This window comes from Pedosphaera parvula Ellin514, assembly GCF_000172555.1.
Classification (GTDB): Bacteria; Verrucomicrobiota; Verrucomicrobiia; order Limisphaerales; family Pedosphaeraceae; genus Pedosphaera.
This window is the reverse complement of sequence record NZ_ABOX02000002.1, coordinates 331,459-347,577: the sequence shown is the minus strand read 5'-3', so window position 1 is coordinate 347,577 and position 16,119 is coordinate 331,459. Positions and strand designations below refer to the sequence as shown.

Sequence of the window (16,119 nt, the reverse complement as noted above, 5' to 3'; positions counted from 1 at the left end):
CAACACGTTCGCTGCATGGAGATCAGCGCCAACTCCACAGCAGATGGCGGCAATCACTACACACCGCAAAGTTTTCGTTCCGGAAAACACCCTCCCGGTGATTTCCCTAATGCTTCTTATAGTTGATAGGTTGTTTCGCATGGTTCCCTTTCCGAGTAATCGGTTGGTTTTGTAGATAATTGTCGATCAGTTATCTGTTTTTGGTTGCGGGATTTGTAGTATTTTGTATTACACTACTAACGCACCGTCAACAGAAACTTTACATAAATTTTTCCTGTACGTACATGCTCCTTATTGCGAGTAACTTGGAAGTTCAGGCGTAAACTGCCAGATTTGGTGCAGCCTCGTAGAATTTGGTTGGTGCCATCCTCTTTTTCCCGCAGAGGGATTTTGTCGCCTACGGCGTGCCGGATCTCACCATCCCGCTTTTCGTTCCTGAAACCAAAGGTAAATCGTTGGAGAAACCGAAAGGAATTCTGAAGGAATACCGAATGTTTTCACGCTACGTTGCGGAAGCCAGATTACGGTTTCACTCTGTTGCCAATCGATTCTTGATTGGCAATCGAAAAAAACACCATTTCAAATCAAGTCAAGGCACAATGACAGATCGATAGAAACGCGCCGGCGCATTGGTGGATGAATCGATAAACGTAACCACTCCATTCGTATTGGTCAGCAAAGTGGCGGAAGTCCAATCAAGCAGGTTGGTGGAGATATCGATCCTCACCTTGCCACCAGCTTTTGCTTTCAAGTCGAACTGAAGCTTTCCGCCGGCCATTTTGTCGATGCGTGTGAACTCAGCTCCCTTGATCAAACCGGCAGTGCCGGCGTTGTAAATGGACTGAATCTCCTTTGCAGTAAGGGCTCGATTATAAATTCCCACCTCGTCCAGGGCACCGCTGAAGAATCCATAAGGACCTCCCATGTCTCCACTCGGATGCACAATATTGGTGCTGGTCACGCCAGTACGCTTCAATACTCCGTTGATGTAAACACTCGGCCGCCTGCCTTGATAAACGACCGCAATATGATTCCAACCGCTAATGGATGTATTTAACACCAAGGGCGATCCGAGATAGTTACCGGTATGTTCAAACACACTTAACCCATTTGTTCCAACTGACACACCAGCGCCCACATGACCCGCACCAAAAGCGGAAGCCCCATGCCTTGGAAAAATCGCATAGCGCTGTCCGGTAGTCCCCGTGATTCCCTTATTGGCTTCGACAGTGGAGCGGCGTGAAGCCTGAGGTTTGACCCAAAACTCAATCGTAAAGGTATTGGTTATCGCAGCAGGGAGTATGCCGACTGAAACCATGTTCGTCTTCCCATCAAAGTTGAAAGCCTGGCCCACAATGCCCTTTGTAAAAGTGGTGCCATTCTTAAGGGAACCATTATTAGTGCCTTGAATGTCCTTTGCATTGCCATCACCCGGCCACCAGTTCACCAAACCAGGGGGAGAAGGGATGGTTACTGGCAACACGGTCAACGTGGCGTTTGAGCTTCTCACACTGCCCAGGGCATTGGTCAAAACGACTGCGTAATTGCCAGCGTTGATCGCCTGGATGTTGGTCAAAAGCAGCAAGGAACTTGATGCGCCGACAATTTTTGTGTTGTTAAACTGCCACTGGTAACCAAGGGGCGCTGTTCCCGTTGATCCCACGCTAAAAGTTGCATTTTCACCGGCGCTTAAAATCAGATTAAGCGGTTGGGCGGTAACGACGGGCGGAGTGATCACCGTTAGCAGTGCGCTGGAACTGGTAATGCTTCCCGCGATATTTGTCACCACCACAGCATAGTTTCCCGAGTCCGCAGGCTGCACATTGGAAATGGTAATGGCGCGGTCGGTGGCGCCTGCAAGGTCTAATGAATTGTGCCGCCACTGGTATTTCAATGGTAAAGTCCCACTCGCAGAGGAAATAAAAGTGGCATTGGTTCCCTGCCTTGCTGTCACATCATGTGGCCGCATCGAAAAGTTGGGGGGAATGTTTACGGTCAGCCTCGCAGTGGCGCTCGTAATACTTCCAGCCATGTTGGTGACTGTCACCGAGTAAGCTGCCGCATCCCCCGGCTGAGCCATGACAATGTCATAACTGCTGCCCGTCGCACCAGCGATGATGAATGAATTCTTCAGCCATTGGTATCTCAATGGTACGGTGCCAGACGCAGTCACACTGAAGGCAGCATTCGCGCCTTGATTGAGAATCAGACTTTGAGGCTGGGCGACGATGGTCGGCGGTGTATTTGTTATGAGCACTTTCAGGCTGTTGATCCACGCAGCCACCGTAGCCACGGCATTCGTATCGATTGAATTGCGCGCCAGAGGCGGCATCTCGACGGCACCTGTTGTATTCAGCCGCGTATACAGAATTGATTTCGATACATCCCCCCGAGCAACGACTCTGGCGCCTGCTATTCCCAAATCTGCGACCACCGCTCCGTTCGTAATTGCCTGGCTTGCCAATGGTGTGTCGAAGCGGGCATCCCAATACGCTTGAATCCCACTGTTAGGGCGATGACACTGTGCGCAATTTGCGTCCAAATAAGAACGCACCCGCGCTTCCAGCGAAGCCGTGGTATTGGTAACGTGCACCATGGCAGCATAGTTTGTAATCGTCGTTTCATCGATGGAGGGGTTGAATAATCCAAGGTGATTCCACGTGCGCAGTTGATTATCCGTAACTCCAGTATCTGGATAGGCATAATTCCCATTCAATTGCCGCGTTTTGACTCCTAAAACATAATTGGCATTAGGATTGTGACAGATGAGACAATCTTGGCGGCTGGGATAATACCACCTCTGCGTGCGACTGCTGCTGCCCGTGGTAATAACGATGTCTTCGGCCAGGCTGTTCGTCAGCAAATCAGCCTCGCTATTGTCTGCCCGCCATTTGTATGTCAAGCCATAGAAACTTCCATTGGTCCCCCGGACCAGCAGGCGGGTCTCCAAACGTTTGCGGATATTGGGATTGGTATCATCAACTGCAAGTTCGAAATGTTTTACCAGGACGGTCCCGATGGGAAAGTTCCATTCTCCGGTAGCCGCGAATCCAATTTGTTCGTCGCTGGAATCAGGCGCTCCGTCGTTCGGCACTGCAATCCATCTGCTTTTCAGCGCCGCATCGGACCAAAGAGGTGAATTGACATCATAAGGAATTAAGCCCGAATCGGTCGCAAGATTCGATAGATTCGTGAAGACACCGACCTGGGAGAGGACGGCTGGAGGTTGCGCGTAATCCGCTCCCGTTCGTGCGAGTTTATATATCGCCCCATTGGTCCCCATTTGGCACATGTAGAGCTCATTCTTCTCATCGAGCCCAAAAGCAGACAGTCCATTATAACTCAGTCCCGGGGGCATGTTGCACAAATACGTCACAACCGGCGCGTTGCTGCCATCGTAAGACATGGCCCATATGCGCCCGGAATAGTTGTCTCCAAAAATGTAGTTCCCGCTCAAATCAGCAGCGAACTGCAACCCCCGGTAAACATACCCCCCTATGATGCAGGAATTCCCCTCACTATGCAGATAATCATAAATGGGAGGGACTTCCGTTCCAATTATGGTGGCAGGCTTGTCTCGCGGTCCTAAAATCAACCCTTCCCCATAGGCCCACTGATAATTGCCGCCCTTTACGACAATATCCACTTCCTCGCGGGCACTATCACCCACGTCTGCCAGCCAAATATGTTTGCTGACACTGTCGTAGCTCATACGGAACGGATTGCGAAAGCCAATCGCATAAAATTCCTCCAGCACACTCCCATCGGCATTCACAAAAGGATTGTCATTGGGAATATAATAATTGGCAGTGTAACTGTTGGGCCAACCATCGGGTGGAGTGACGCCGCTTTGCGGTTGGCGGCGAATTGGATGGCTCTTCGCAGGATTTTGATCTACATCGATGCGCAGCACCCCGGAAAATAAGCCTTTATTGATCTTCTGTGTGTTGCGATAACCGTCATCTCCCCCGCCTTCGTCGCCGTTGGTTAAGTATAAGAAGCCGTCCTCACCAAACAGCATGCCTCCGCCGTTATGCCAGAGGTTCTGATCAAATTGGTTGATAAGGACAAGTTCGGAGTTGGGATCTGCCACTGATGATCCATCAGGAACCGTGAATCGCGACAGTCGATTATAACTTGGCGTGTCCGGATCGGGCCGATTAGGAGCTGGATTCACCGGGCTGGGGCTAAACTGATACCAAATATAAACATATCCCCGGTTCGTTGAACCGGGTTGGCCAAATTCAGGATGAAATACCATCGCCGTAAGGCCACAGTCATCGTTGCCTTGGGTGCGATTCGATATATTTAGGAAAACCGTCTTGTTGGAGGTGCTGGGATCATTGACAAAAAACCAGATGATCCCCTGCCGACCGCAAACGTAAAGCCTGCTTGTTCCCGGTGCGCGGGTCAGAAAGGTGGGATCCTCGAAGGTGAGGTTTGGAAATGCTGGAACCGTCACCCATCCGCCTGAAGCATCAACCGAAACTGGCGGCAGATGATTATTCAGGAAAACACCCATCTGCTCACGGACATCGAGTCCATAAGGAGAGGATGCCAAAGCGCCACCACCCCCTATCCAAGGCAGCACGATTGTACAAATGATCAGCAAAAGCTTACGCATGACGAATGTTTCGAAAGGATCTGGGGCGCTCTTGTAGCTAAGTATTGGATAAAACAACCCGAAATCCAGCAAAATCTGCAAGTCTTTGATCCCAAGGAAATCGTTCCGAAGAAATCTAGATTTGGTATTAACGGCGCCTTTCAATGTGATCAAAACTCATGTCACAACCGGCCAACTGTAGTCTATTTTGATGACAACACATTTCCGTCACGTCATGGTAGCTTCTATTTAATCCGTGTTGTTGGATAGACCGACTGGCGTTTTGATTTGAAATAGGGTTGTTTGCAACCGCCGGAGTCTTGCAACATTGATTTTGACAGAGCAACTTGACTATACGATCAGGCACTGAAGCTAATAAAAGTTTGAACCCATAATTCGCCTGCCCTGATCAAAAGACGTAAAAAAATTTATGGCAATGACCGTATCCATCGTTGAAGACGACACCCAGGCTCGCAAGGTTCTCGCCGGTTGGATCGCTCGTGCTGAGGGATTCCGCTTTCTCAGCGATCATGGATCAGCTGAAAGTGCCCTCGAAATCCTGCCAAAGGAGCAGCCTGCCGTGGTGCTCATGGACATCAACCTCCCCGGAATGAATGGTGTCGAATGTGTCCGTCGCTTGAAGGGCATTCTGCCGGATACGCAATTCGTTATGCTTACAGTTTACGAAGATGCGGATCACATCTTCAACGCTCTCGCCGCTGGTGCCACAGGTGTACTTATTGAAACAGACACCCCGTCCTGAGTTGCTGGCAGCTCTCCAGGAAGTCAACCGTGGTGGCTCGCCCATGGCCAGCAATATTGCCCGCCGAGTCGTTCAATCCTTCCAACAAACCAGGCCTCATGCATCCGAAGCTGATGAGTTGTCGAATCGTGAACAAGAGGTGCTCGATTTGCTCGCCCGAGGCTACCTGTACAAGGAAATTGCCGAAAACTTAAACATCAGCGTGGCGACGGTGAATACCTATATTCGCCGCGTTTACGAGAAGCTGCACGTGCGTTCCAGAGCCCAGGCGGTGGCAAAGTATACCCGATTTGCCGGCCGCGAAGAGTTGCCGAAAACCAAGACATAATTCAAATCTTTTCACTTCTGCCGGCCCAGGCAGGTGAAGATTTTGCAATTGCTCCCAAAAAAGCTACTTACCTCCAAAAGGGACGTTGACATAACCTCCAAACCAAAATTTTCCGTCTGTGTTCGACCCGCCCCAAACTGAGCGGGTATAGAAGCCGTACTGGATTTGCCGCTTGGAAGTGGTATAACTGAATCCGGCTTCACTTGAATCGCTGTTTTCACGCAGCATCCTGGGATAGAAAATCGAGCGGTCCGGGTTTAAAACAATGTCTTCACCGGTGATCGTTCCCAGATGGCGATAGCCTACATTCAATTCCCACCCCTTAATCTGTTGGAACAGTCCGGTCGAAACGATGTACTGGTCGTTGTGTGTGGTCCGATTCCAACGAAAGAGCCCGTCGCCGTAAACGCCAAGTCCCGGCCAGCCGAAATGCTTCCGGATAAGAATTTCCGGTTCCACTGCCGTCGAACGGGTTCCAGGTGCAAAAGGAAAATCCTGAGCGTAAGTGCCCGGCAACACGGCCCCGGCCCGGAAGGTGAGAGTAGGCTGCCATGGAGAAACTGATTCGTCTTCTTTGAAAATCTGGTACCGCACACCAAACGCGAAATCCATGAATCCTGAGGTGGACTGAGGCTGAAAGTTGGGTGAAAAAAATCGCCACCCCGACGTCGTATACCCAACCGCCGCATCGACTGCCCACCTTTCCGTGATGCCGTATTGCAGCGCCAAATAGCCCTGATTGATGTCGATGCCGTAAGTCTCTCCATCAGCCTTCACCGAAATGTTGTGATAACTGTTTTTAGCCCAAATATGGTAGGACTCTGATTCATCATAGAAGAGTCCGGCAATAATCTGCCCTTTAGCCGGAACTTCGGCCCACTGAGCAAAAGGAGCATGAGGAACATTTTCAGTGCCGGTTGCTGACTGGATGGAGAAAATCCCAATCGAGAGGGCAACAAGCTGACTGACTCCAAAGCACGGAGTCACCGAAATCGAAGGAGCAGCACCGCGACGAACGGATTTCTTCATATGCACTAGAATTAAAAGCGCCGTTTAAAACCATGAATCATTTGTATTGTCAATTACGAATCCATCGCAATGAAATCACCAAAGTTGACCGGCATCCGGGAAAACAATCCCGAATAATTTAGCCATTTCTTTCGTGATCTCAAACAAGTGGAGTTCTTCTGCCCCGGACATTGTCTGGTGATAAGTGTCGAATTGTCAAAGGTTTCGTCGGTAGGTCTTCCCCCTAGAAGAATTCGCCTCCGAAACCTCTACTTATTCGTGTTTGCGTGTTCGGTTCACCGTCGAAATCCCCTTTCCGCGCTAATGCTGGCTAAAGGTGCCCCACTCTTGCTTCCCTCCGTAAAACTGATATCATCCCTCACGTGTTCCCTGGATATAATGTCTTTTCTGGTTGGCGTGTCGCCAGGCACACTTTGCTCCTTCTCGGTTGTCTGTTCACAATGCAACCTGCTTTTTCAGCTGAACATCCCACCACCAGTTCGGATTACTCGTTTGATATCTGGGAAACCGAGAATGGGCTGCCGCAAAACTCCATAACCTCGATCGCGCAAACCCAGGATGGCTACCTGTGGCTCGGCACTTACAATGGATTGGTCCGCTTCGATGGAGTCCGTTTCACGGTTTTCGACACCAGTAATACTCCCGGACTGATTGGCCGTCGCATCACCAGCCTCTACGAGGATGCCCAAAAGGCTCTCTGGATTGGTCATGAAACTGGTGACCTCACCAAATATCACAACGGCATCTTCAGCCACATCCCGCTTGGCACCAACTGGCCCGGCGGCCCTATCACCGGCATTGAAGCCGATAAGCATGGCGACCTCTGGCTTCTCAGTGATGCCAGCTGGCTCCTCTGTCTCAAGGACAATAAAGGTTTTCGCTGCGGCCAGGGCAATGAGCCCGGCGAAACCCTTCCCTCCTTTGCCAGGGAAAAGGACGGCACACTCTGGGTTGTTCGGGGCAGCCTCTTTGGTGGACTGGAAAAGCGGGAGATCATTATTTGCGATACGACGGGACCAAACGGCACCAACAATTTTCAACTCGGCTGTGCCGCCCACGATGGCGGCCTCTGGCTCGTCAACAATGGCAAACTGGTCAAACGCACGCCGGATGGTGTCATCAAGGACTCCGGTTATGCGCCGATAGATAGTTCCGTCACCACCATGCTGGAAGCCCGCAGCGGCGAACTGCTTGTCGGTACTCTTAAGGAGGGCATTTTCCTGATCCTGCCCGATGGCTCCCGCAAACATCTCTCGCGCCAAAATGGACTTTCTGGCGATTGGATTCGTTCTCTCCGTGAGGATTCTGAAGGCAATCTCTGGGTTGGCACGGGCGGTGGCGGCTTGGATGCCTTTCGTCGCCGCAAGGTGGAAATGATCAAGGCGCCCGATGAATGGCAGGGCCGTGCTCTGCTCTCCATCACTCCCAGTTACGATGGCAGCCTTTGGGTGGGAACTGAAGGCGCCGGGTTGTATCATTTACTGGATGGCAAACTGACCCGGTATGACCAATCCGCCGGTTTACCAAACTCCTTCGTCTGGTCCCTCTTGGAGGATCGCCAACATCAGTTGTTGGTGGGCACTTGGGGTGGCGGTCTGCGGATACGCGAGGAAAAAGGTTTTCGAACCATTCCAGGATTGGAAGACATTTCCCGCCCCATGCTGGCGCTTCATCAAGATCGCAGAGGCATGCTTTGGATCGGCACCCGGTCCGGCCTTGCTCGTTATGATAAGGGTCTTTGCACCTGGTTCACCCGGCAGGAAGGCCTGGCTGTGCCGGATGTCCGGGCGATCACTGAAGATGCGACCGGTGCGATCTGGTTCGGCATGTCGGGTGGCGGGTTGGGCAAAATTCAGGACGACAAGATCACTCAATTCCACAAATCTGACGGCCTCGCCAACGACTTTGTCTGGTCCCTGCACTCCGAGCCAGACGGCACCCTATGGATTGGCACTTTCGGCAGTGGACTGTGCCGTTTAAAGCAAGGTAAATTCGTTACCATCTCTACCCGCGAAGGATTGCCCAACAACGTCGTTTGCCATATTGCGGACGATGGCCATGGCAATTACTGGATGAGTTCTTACGGCGGCATCTTTCGTGTCAGCCGGGAAGAGTTGAATAAATGTGCCGATGGCAAACAGAAACTGATCCATTGTATTTCTTACGGCAAGGCAGATGGGCTCAGCACGCTCGAATGCTCCGGCGGATTCCAACCCGCGGGCTGCAAAACACCCGATGGGCGTCTCTGGTTTCCAACCAGCAAGGGCCTGGCCGTGCTGGACCCTGAAGATGTCAAAATCAACCCGCGCCCACCACCAGTCGTGATCGAAGAAGTAACCGTTGATGGGGACTTAATTCCTCTTTCTCCCGTCGATCAGCACGGAACTCAATCCGGCCTTACTGTCGCGCCCGGCAAACAACGTTTTGAATTCCGCTACACAGGCCTGAGCTTTGTCGCTCCGGACAAAGTCCGCTTTAAATATAGGCTGAAAGGCTTGGAATCGGAGTGGGTCGATGCCAACAACCGTCGTATTGCCTATTACAGCTATCTCAAACCCGGCACTTACACCTTCGAAGCCACTGCTTGCAACAACGACGGTGTTTGGAATGAAACCGGTGCCAGCCTTCCGCTCACCATTCTGCCTCAGTTTTGGCAAACCTGGTGGTTCACCTCCGGGGGCGTTATGGCCGGCATTTGTGCGGTCGCTGGCGGCGCGCGCTACGCCACCCGCCGCCGTCTCCGCCAACGAATGGAAAAGTTGGAACGGCAACGCGCCTTGGAAAGAGAACGCGCCCGAATCGCCAAGGATATTCACGATGACCTCGGTGCCAGCCTTACCCGTATCACCATGCTCAGCCAATCGGGCCGTACCGATGCCGAGGACCCTCATCAGGCCGCCGCCGACCTGGATCATATTTACCGCACTGCTCGCGAATTAACCAAGGCCATGGACGAAATTGTCTGGGCCGTAAGCCCCCAACACGACACTCTCGACAGCCTGGTTTCCTATCTCGGTAAATTTGCTCAGGACTTTCTGAGCGTCGCTGGAATCCGCTGCCGTTTGGATGTGCCTATCGAACTGCCACACTGGCCGCTTACTGCCGAAGTGCGACACAACCTCTTCCTTGCCTTCAAGGAGGCGTTGAACAACGTGCTCAAGCATGCCGCCGCAACCGAAGTGCGGGTCTCACTTACTCTTTCCAACAAAGAATTTAATCTGTTCGTCGCCGATAACGGCAGGGGTTTTGATCCCAAGGCGCCCCTGTCCGCGTCCGCTGATTCCAGGCTTCAGGATCGCATTTCTTCCGGCAATGGACTCATCAACATGTGCAAGCGACTCGAGGAAATTGAAGGCCTCTGTGAGATCAGCAGTACCCACGGCGAAGGCACACGCATCAAATTTACCGTTCGCATAAAGAAGTAATTTCCTCAGCCCGCAAAACTGCTTCATTCAAGCCGAGTTATACCGAATGCCGAAAGTAATTTCCGGATGGCAGGAGGGATTTTGGTTTGAGGCAAGGCGGAGGCCGCAGGCGCTATCTGAAAGATAACGCCAAGGCCGACAACGCCGCCTCAAATCAAAAGCACCCTGCAGCCAATGACCAATGAATCTTCCTCATCCCCAAGGCCATGGCTTTTTCAGTCTCCACTTTCATCCGGCTTATTGGCTCCTTTCATTCCGGTTCTTTTCCCCATTCCGGAAATTAATTTTGGCATTCGGTATAATCTCGAACGAACGTGAAATTCAACCTGTGGCAAAAGATTGCCGCCAACTTTCGCCATTTTCCGCTACTGGCAAAACTTCACGCAAACCGGCGCACCGACTTCCAAAATTTTCCCTGTCGGTGTCAGCCGGCCGCTGCTTGCATCAATGCTGAAAACAACAATATTGTTTGAATCCTGATTGGCCACCAACAGATACTTTCCCGTTGGGTCAACGCCGAAATGCCGGGGTGTCTTCCCCCGAGTTGACTGCCGCTCCACCAGCGTTAACTTGCCATTCCTGGCATCCACTGCAAATACAGCTATCAGATCAGGCCCACGAGCCGAGGCATAAACAAATTTGCCCGAAGGATGCACCTCAATTTCTGCTCCTGAATGAAATCCTTTGTAGTTCTCGGGCAAAACCTCCACCGTCTGAACTTCCTTCAAAACACCATGTTTCGCGTCATAATCAAACACATTCACGGTGCAACTCATCTCATTCACGAGATAGGCATGTTTGCCATTCGGTGAAAAAGTCAGATGCCTGGGCCCTGCTCCAGGATGAATTTTCGCAAACGCCGGCTCGTTGGGAACCAGTGTGCCCTGCTTCAAGTCAAATCGGTAACTCAGGACTTTATCCAGTCCCAGATCACACACAAACGCAAAACGATTTCCCTTGTCCAACGTCACGCAATGGGCATGCGGCCCTTCCTGTCGTTCGGAATTAATACTGGTGCCCTCATGTTGATTGAAAGCACAGGCCTCTTCCAATTTACCGCTCTTCTCAATCGGCAACACTGCGACACTTCCACTTCCGTAATTTGCCACCAAGGCATGGCATGCTTCCTTGTCGAGCTGAATGTGACACGGCCCGCTCCCAACCGATGAATACTGGTTGATCAGCTTCAGCATTCCCGTTTGTGTATCGATGGAGAAGGAACTGACTGCTCCCGCTGCCTTGCCTTGGAAACGGCTGATTTCGTTCACCGCAAAAAGAAAATGACGCTCGGTGTCTATAGCCAAAAAAGTAGGATTGGGAGTTTCTACCACTAGACCAATTGAATTAAGGCCACCAGTGCGCAGGTCCATTCGGTAGCCATAAATCCCTTTGCTCTTCCCATTTGTGTAAGTGCCCACATAGACCAGGCATTCACTCTTTGCATCAGCCTCGGCTGCTCTCGTCTTGGCCACCTGCCCCTTGGTATTCAAACCCGATAAAGCCATAAAAATGGAAACTGCAACTCCCGTTAGTTTTGTTACATTAACTCGCATTGAAATTATTTCTACTGCCTTTTAAACGCGCTAAAGTGATGATTGTTCGTTACTACCCTCGTTTGTGAGTAATTGAAAGAAGTATATTTTTTTTAGGAAGGGAAACGAACTCCACGCCACAATGCATGTGCATTAGAGTCTGTGCATCAGCATCGACTCTCCTGGCCTCGGCTCTCAGCAGGTTACAACCGCCAGTTTTCAAATCCACCGACGGCATTTGCAACCCTTACCCATGTTCGCTTACACTGTCTGGACCGGCATGAACGACGCTAGAATCGAAGAAATTAAAAATTTGCTTCCAAAAGCCATGACACCTGACTGGGTGCGTCTTGGCTCTCGGCTCGTGCGTCTTTTGAAGGATCAACATCATCCCGACGCTCACAACTCAATTTTGAACCGATTGCTGGAGCAAGCCAGGGCTTCGGTTGAACTGCGCGAACGGCGCCGCTCACAGTTACCCCGCATCGATTATCCCCCTTCATTGCCAATTAGTGCGAGCAGGAACGAGATCGTCACCGCGATTCGTTCAAACCAGGTGATTGTTATTGCCGGAGAAACTGGTTCCGGCAAGACCACGCAAATTCCCAAGATGTGCTTGGAAGCTGGCCTGGGGATTGAAGCCAAGATTGGCTGCACTCAACCCCGTCGTGTCGCCGCCCTTTCAATTTCCCGCCGTATTGCCGAGGAACTCAACGTCACTTGGGGGAAGGAAGTCGGCTGCAAGATCCGCTTTGATGACCGCTCCAGTTCGGACACCTATATAAAGATGATGACGGATGGCATCCTGCTCGCTGAAACCCAGGGTGACCCGCTGCTTTCAGAATACAACGCCATCATCATCGATGAAGCCCACGAGCGCAGTTTGAATATTGATTTTCTGCTGGGTTATCTCAAGGGGTTATTGGCCAAACGCCCCGATCTAAAACTCATTATCACGTCCGCAACGATCGACACAGAAGCGTTTTCTCGTGCTTTCAATAACGCTCCCATAATCGAAGTCTCCGGCAGAACCTTCCCCGTCGAAGTTATTTACGCCCCATTCGATGCCGCCTCTGAAGAAAGCGGTGACCTGACTTTCATCGACGCCGCTGTTAGCGCGACGGAAAAGTCCATGTATGAATCAGGTGATGGCGACATTCTCATCTTCATGCCGGGCGAGCGTGACATTCGTGAAACCAGTGATCAAATCGAGGGCCGATTCGGCAATGATGCCGATGTCATCCCGCTCTATGGCCGACTTAGTTCCGGCGATCAGCAACGAGTCTTCGCGCCATCTTCACGACGCAAAATCGTAATCGCCACAAACATCGCTGAAACCTCCCTCACCATTCCCGGTATTCGCTACGTGATCGATGCCGGTCTGGCGCGCATCAGCCGTTACAATTCCCGCACCCGCACTAAACGTCTGCCCGTCGAACCTGTATCTCAGAGCAGCGCCAATCAACGCAAGGGACGCAGTGGCCGCGTTCAGAACGGCATCTGCATTCGCCTTTATTCTGAAGAAGACTTCAACGCCCGCCCACCTTTTACCCAGCCGGAAATCCAGCGAGCCAACCTCGCTGAGGTTATCCTGCGCATGAAAGCCTTCCGCCTGGGTGAGATTGAATCTTTTCCTTTCCTGAATCCTCCGACGCCCGCCGCCATCGATAACGGCTACAAACTATTGCAGGAACTCGGCGCGCTGGATGAGAATCGCGATTTAACTCCGCTCGGCCGGGACCTCGCCCGTCTTCCCATTGATCCCACTCTCGGCCGCATGCTGCTTCAATCTCAACGGGAACATGCCACCCAGGAATTGCTGATCATCGCCGCCGGCCTGAGCATTCAAGATCCACGCGAACGCCCGTTGGACCAGAAGAGCGCGGCGGATGCAGCTCACAAGCGCTTTCTTGATCCGCAATCTGATTTCCTGGCCCTGCTGAACATCTGGAATGCGGTTCACGATCAATGGGACAAACTCAGAACGCAAAATCAACGTCGCAAATTCTGCAAAGCAAACTTTCTCTCCTACACTCGTATGCGCGAATGGCAGGATTTATATACGCAACTCCACGATGCTCTGGATGATATACGCACGTTGAAGCTCAATGAGAGCAACGCCGCTTACGATGCCATCCATCGCTCCATTCTCGCGGGGCTCCTCGGTCACGTTGCGACCAAAGCCGAACGCAATCTCTACAAAGCCACCGGCAATCGTCAACTAACAGTCTTCCCGGGTTCAGTTCTGTATGATCGGACGGAAAAGCCGAAGAAGCCGTCGCCATCACAACCGAGAACTCAGCCCAAGCCGCGTGCTTCCAATCAACCACAATGGATTGTTGCGGGCGAAATCGTTGAAACCTCTCAATTATTTGCCCGCACCGTTGCCGGGATTGATCCTCTTTGGATTCTTCAAATCGCTCCGCATCTGTGCAAACTGACGCATCATAATCCCCATTGGAGCGCCAACTCCGGCCGCGTCCTTGCGGATGAAAAGGTTTCGCTCTATGGAATGGAGATCCACAACCGCAGGGTGGTCTACGGCAACATTAATCCAAAGGAGGCAACTGACATCTTTATCCGCTCAGCCCTGGTTGAAGAGAACTTGTTTCCCGAGCCACCACGCAACCGCCACGAGCAGGACGATGTTCTGGCTAAATCAACCCCGCAGATGCTCGCTTCGATTGCAGCCGAAAAGGAGAAACCGCCTGCCCGTTATCAGTTCTTGGAAAACAATCGCCAGGTTCGTCAAAAGATTGAAACCTGGCAAACCCGCATGCGTCGCCACGATCTGGCCGACTTGGACAAGGCGATGTGCGAGTTTTACGCCAGGCGAATCGAAAATGTCTCCTCGCTCCATGAATTAAATCGCCTCCTGCGCGATCATCCCGAACCGGGTTACCTCTGCGTCACTGAAGCCGACCTTATCGGTGATCAGGAATTGAAATTCGATGCTGAGGCTTTTCCCGATTCCGTTTCACTTGCGAACCAGCCCGTCGCGTTGTCCTATGCCTATGCACCCGGTGAGGAGATGGATGGTGTCACACTGAAGCTCCCTCTTTCGCTTGTGGAATCTGTATCACCAGCCAGTACGGAGTGGGCGGTGCCGGGTTTGCGGGAATCCCTGGTAAGCGAGCTGCTCCGCGCCTTGCCCAAGACAATCCGTCGCGAGTTGATGCCCTTCCCTCCCAAGGTTGCCGAGATCACGCGCGATCTCCGCCCCACCGGCAAATCGTTGAAGCAGGATTTGGCCAATTTTATTAAAGAGCGTTATCACATTGAAGTATCTCCAACTGATTGGCCCTCTGACGCCCTCCCGCAACATCTCCGACCTCGTATAGAAATCGTGGGTAACGACCACAAAACTCTTGGCGCGGGTCGCGATCTCAGCCAACTCCGCGAACAATTTCAGAACGTAAAAGTAAAACCTGTTGGCGCCCCACCCGCCTGGAAGAGTGCCGCTGCAAAGTGGGAACGATTCGGCCGCACAGGCTGGACTTTTGGTGACCTGCCAGAAAGGATTACCGTGAGTGAAGGTGAGGTTGTCCCCGTCTACGGCTGGCCAGGATTACAGGTGGAGGAAAATCATGTAAATGTTCACCTTTTCCCGAGCCAGGATACCGCCCGGCGTGCCAGCTTGACCGGCGTTCAGCGCCTCGTAGAGCTCGCCCTTCAAAAGGATCTCGCATGGTTGCAAAAAGATTTGCGTGGCTTTTCACGTTTCCAACCACTGCTTCCCCCCGGTGGTGTCGAAGAGTTACAGGAGAGTGCTTTTGAAAATCTCAAGCGCTTTATTCTTCCACGCGAACCCTTGCCGGCCCTGACTGAAAACCATTTCAATCTAGCTGTTAATCAGGTCAAGAGTCGCATTCCAGGGCTGGCGTCACAATTGATTGATCGGCTTGGCAACATTTTTCAACTGCGGCAGGATGTTCTTCGTCGAGTCGGCCCGGCTTCAACCGCAATTACGAAAGGTCCGCAAACCTTGACGGATTTGAAACATCTAGGCGCCAAGCCCACTGCAGCCAACAGCACTGCCTCACTGGCAAATGAACTTGAAGCTTTATTTCCAAAGCGCTTCCTCGAATCGGTTCCGTACGAGCAACTGGCACATTACCCGCGTTATTTGAAAGCCCTGCATACGCGTGCCGAACGTGCGAAATTGAATCCTCTCAAAGATCAGGAGCGCTCCCGCCAACTCGCTCCTTACCAGGAAGCATTGCGGAAATTCCAATCTTCACAATCCAAGTCACCCGAAGCTCAAAAACAGATTGAGGAATTCCGCTGGCTGGTAGAAGAGTTTAAAGTATCAATCTTCGCGCAGGAGCTTGGCACCGCTGTACCTGTTTCCGCCAAGAGACTGGATCAGGAATTGGAACGCGTGCGCCAAATTGTAGCTTGATAACGTCGGCAACCTCTGAAAAATGTAATGTTCGCCT

7 protein-coding genes are annotated in these 16,119 nt (G+C 51.9%); 4 read left to right on the top strand and 3 right to left on the bottom strand.

What is annotated here, in order from left to right; translation table 11 throughout:
- Window positions 1-589 precede the first annotated feature (589 nt).
- The gene (locus tag CFLAV_RS02420; protein WP_150107231.1) at window positions 590-4,624 is read right to left on the bottom strand and encodes an immunoglobulin domain-containing protein; all 4,035 of its coding nucleotides are present in this window, start codon (window positions 4,622-4,624) and stop codon (window positions 590-592) included.
- A gap of 409 nt (window positions 4,625-5,033) precedes the next feature.
- On the opposite strand from CFLAV_RS02420, the gene CFLAV_RS37335 reads away from it, so the two are divergent.
- Together CFLAV_RS37335 and CFLAV_RS37330 are read left to right on the top strand one after the other, a co-directional pair.
- Window positions 5,034-5,366 (top strand): response regulator transcription factor, encoded by a 333-nt coding sequence (locus CFLAV_RS37335; protein WP_237712352.1) that lies wholly within the window; start codon window positions 5,034-5,036, stop codon window positions 5,364-5,366.
- Window positions 5,344-5,694 (top strand): helix-turn-helix transcriptional regulator, encoded by a 351-nt coding sequence (locus CFLAV_RS37330; protein WP_341849379.1) that lies wholly within the window; start codon window positions 5,344-5,346, stop codon window positions 5,692-5,694. The genes CFLAV_RS37335 and CFLAV_RS37330 overlap by 23 nt, the downstream gene beginning before the upstream one ends.
- A 63-nt stretch (window positions 5,695-5,757) precedes the next feature.
- Here the strand turns inward: CFLAV_RS37330 and CFLAV_RS02410 are convergent, their stop codons facing one another.
- On the bottom strand, window positions 5,758-6,723 hold the full coding sequence (locus tag CFLAV_RS02410) for a hypothetical protein (RefSeq protein WP_007413008.1): 966 nt from the start codon (window positions 6,721-6,723) through the stop codon (window positions 5,758-5,760).
- Between the two features lie 440 nt (window positions 6,724-7,163).
- On the opposite strand from CFLAV_RS02410, the gene CFLAV_RS02405 reads away from it, so the two are divergent.
- Window positions 7,164-10,148: a sensor histidine kinase gene (locus CFLAV_RS02405; protein ID WP_007413007.1), complete on the top strand. Its 2,985-nt coding sequence runs from the start codon at window positions 7,164-7,166 to the stop codon at window positions 10,146-10,148.
- A gap of 365 nt (window positions 10,149-10,513) precedes the next feature.
- Here the strand turns inward: CFLAV_RS02405 and CFLAV_RS02400 are convergent, their stop codons facing one another.
- Window positions 10,514-11,653 (bottom strand): lactonase family protein, encoded by a 1,140-nt coding sequence (locus CFLAV_RS02400; protein ID WP_040546635.1) that lies wholly within the window; start codon window positions 11,651-11,653, stop codon window positions 10,514-10,516.
- Between the two features lie 307 nt (window positions 11,654-11,960).
- On the opposite strand from CFLAV_RS02400, the gene hrpA reads away from it, so the two are divergent.
- Window positions 11,961-16,082, top strand: a complete 4,122-nt coding sequence (hrpA, locus tag CFLAV_RS02395) for an ATP-dependent RNA helicase HrpA (RefSeq protein WP_160164460.1) — start codon at window positions 11,961-11,963, stop codon at window positions 16,080-16,082.
- The last annotated feature ends 37 nt before the right edge of the window (window positions 16,083-16,119 follow it).

Bases quoted from the DNA above. Each gene is read 5' to 3' on its own strand.
- CFLAV_RS02420 (WP_150107231.1), bottom strand. From the start codon at position 4,624: ATGCGTAAGCTTTTGCTGATCATTTGTACAATCGTGCTGCCTTGGATA.
- CFLAV_RS02400 (WP_040546635.1), bottom strand. From the start codon at position 11,653: ATGGCTTTATCGGGTTTGAATACCAAGGGGCAGGTGGCCAAGACGAGA.
- CFLAV_RS02410 (WP_007413008.1), bottom strand. From the start codon at position 6,723: ATGAAGAAATCCGTTCGTCGCGGTGCTGCTCCTTCGATTTCGGTGACT.
- hrpA (WP_160164460.1), top strand. From the start codon at position 11,961: ATGAACGACGCTAGAATCGAAGAAATTAAAAATTTGCTTCCAAAAGCC.
- CFLAV_RS02405 (WP_007413007.1), top strand. From the start codon at position 7,164: ATGCAACCTGCTTTTTCAGCTGAACATCCCACCACCAGTTCGGATTAC.
- CFLAV_RS37335 (WP_237712352.1), top strand. From the start codon at position 5,034: ATGGCAATGACCGTATCCATCGTTGAAGACGACACCCAGGCTCGCAAG.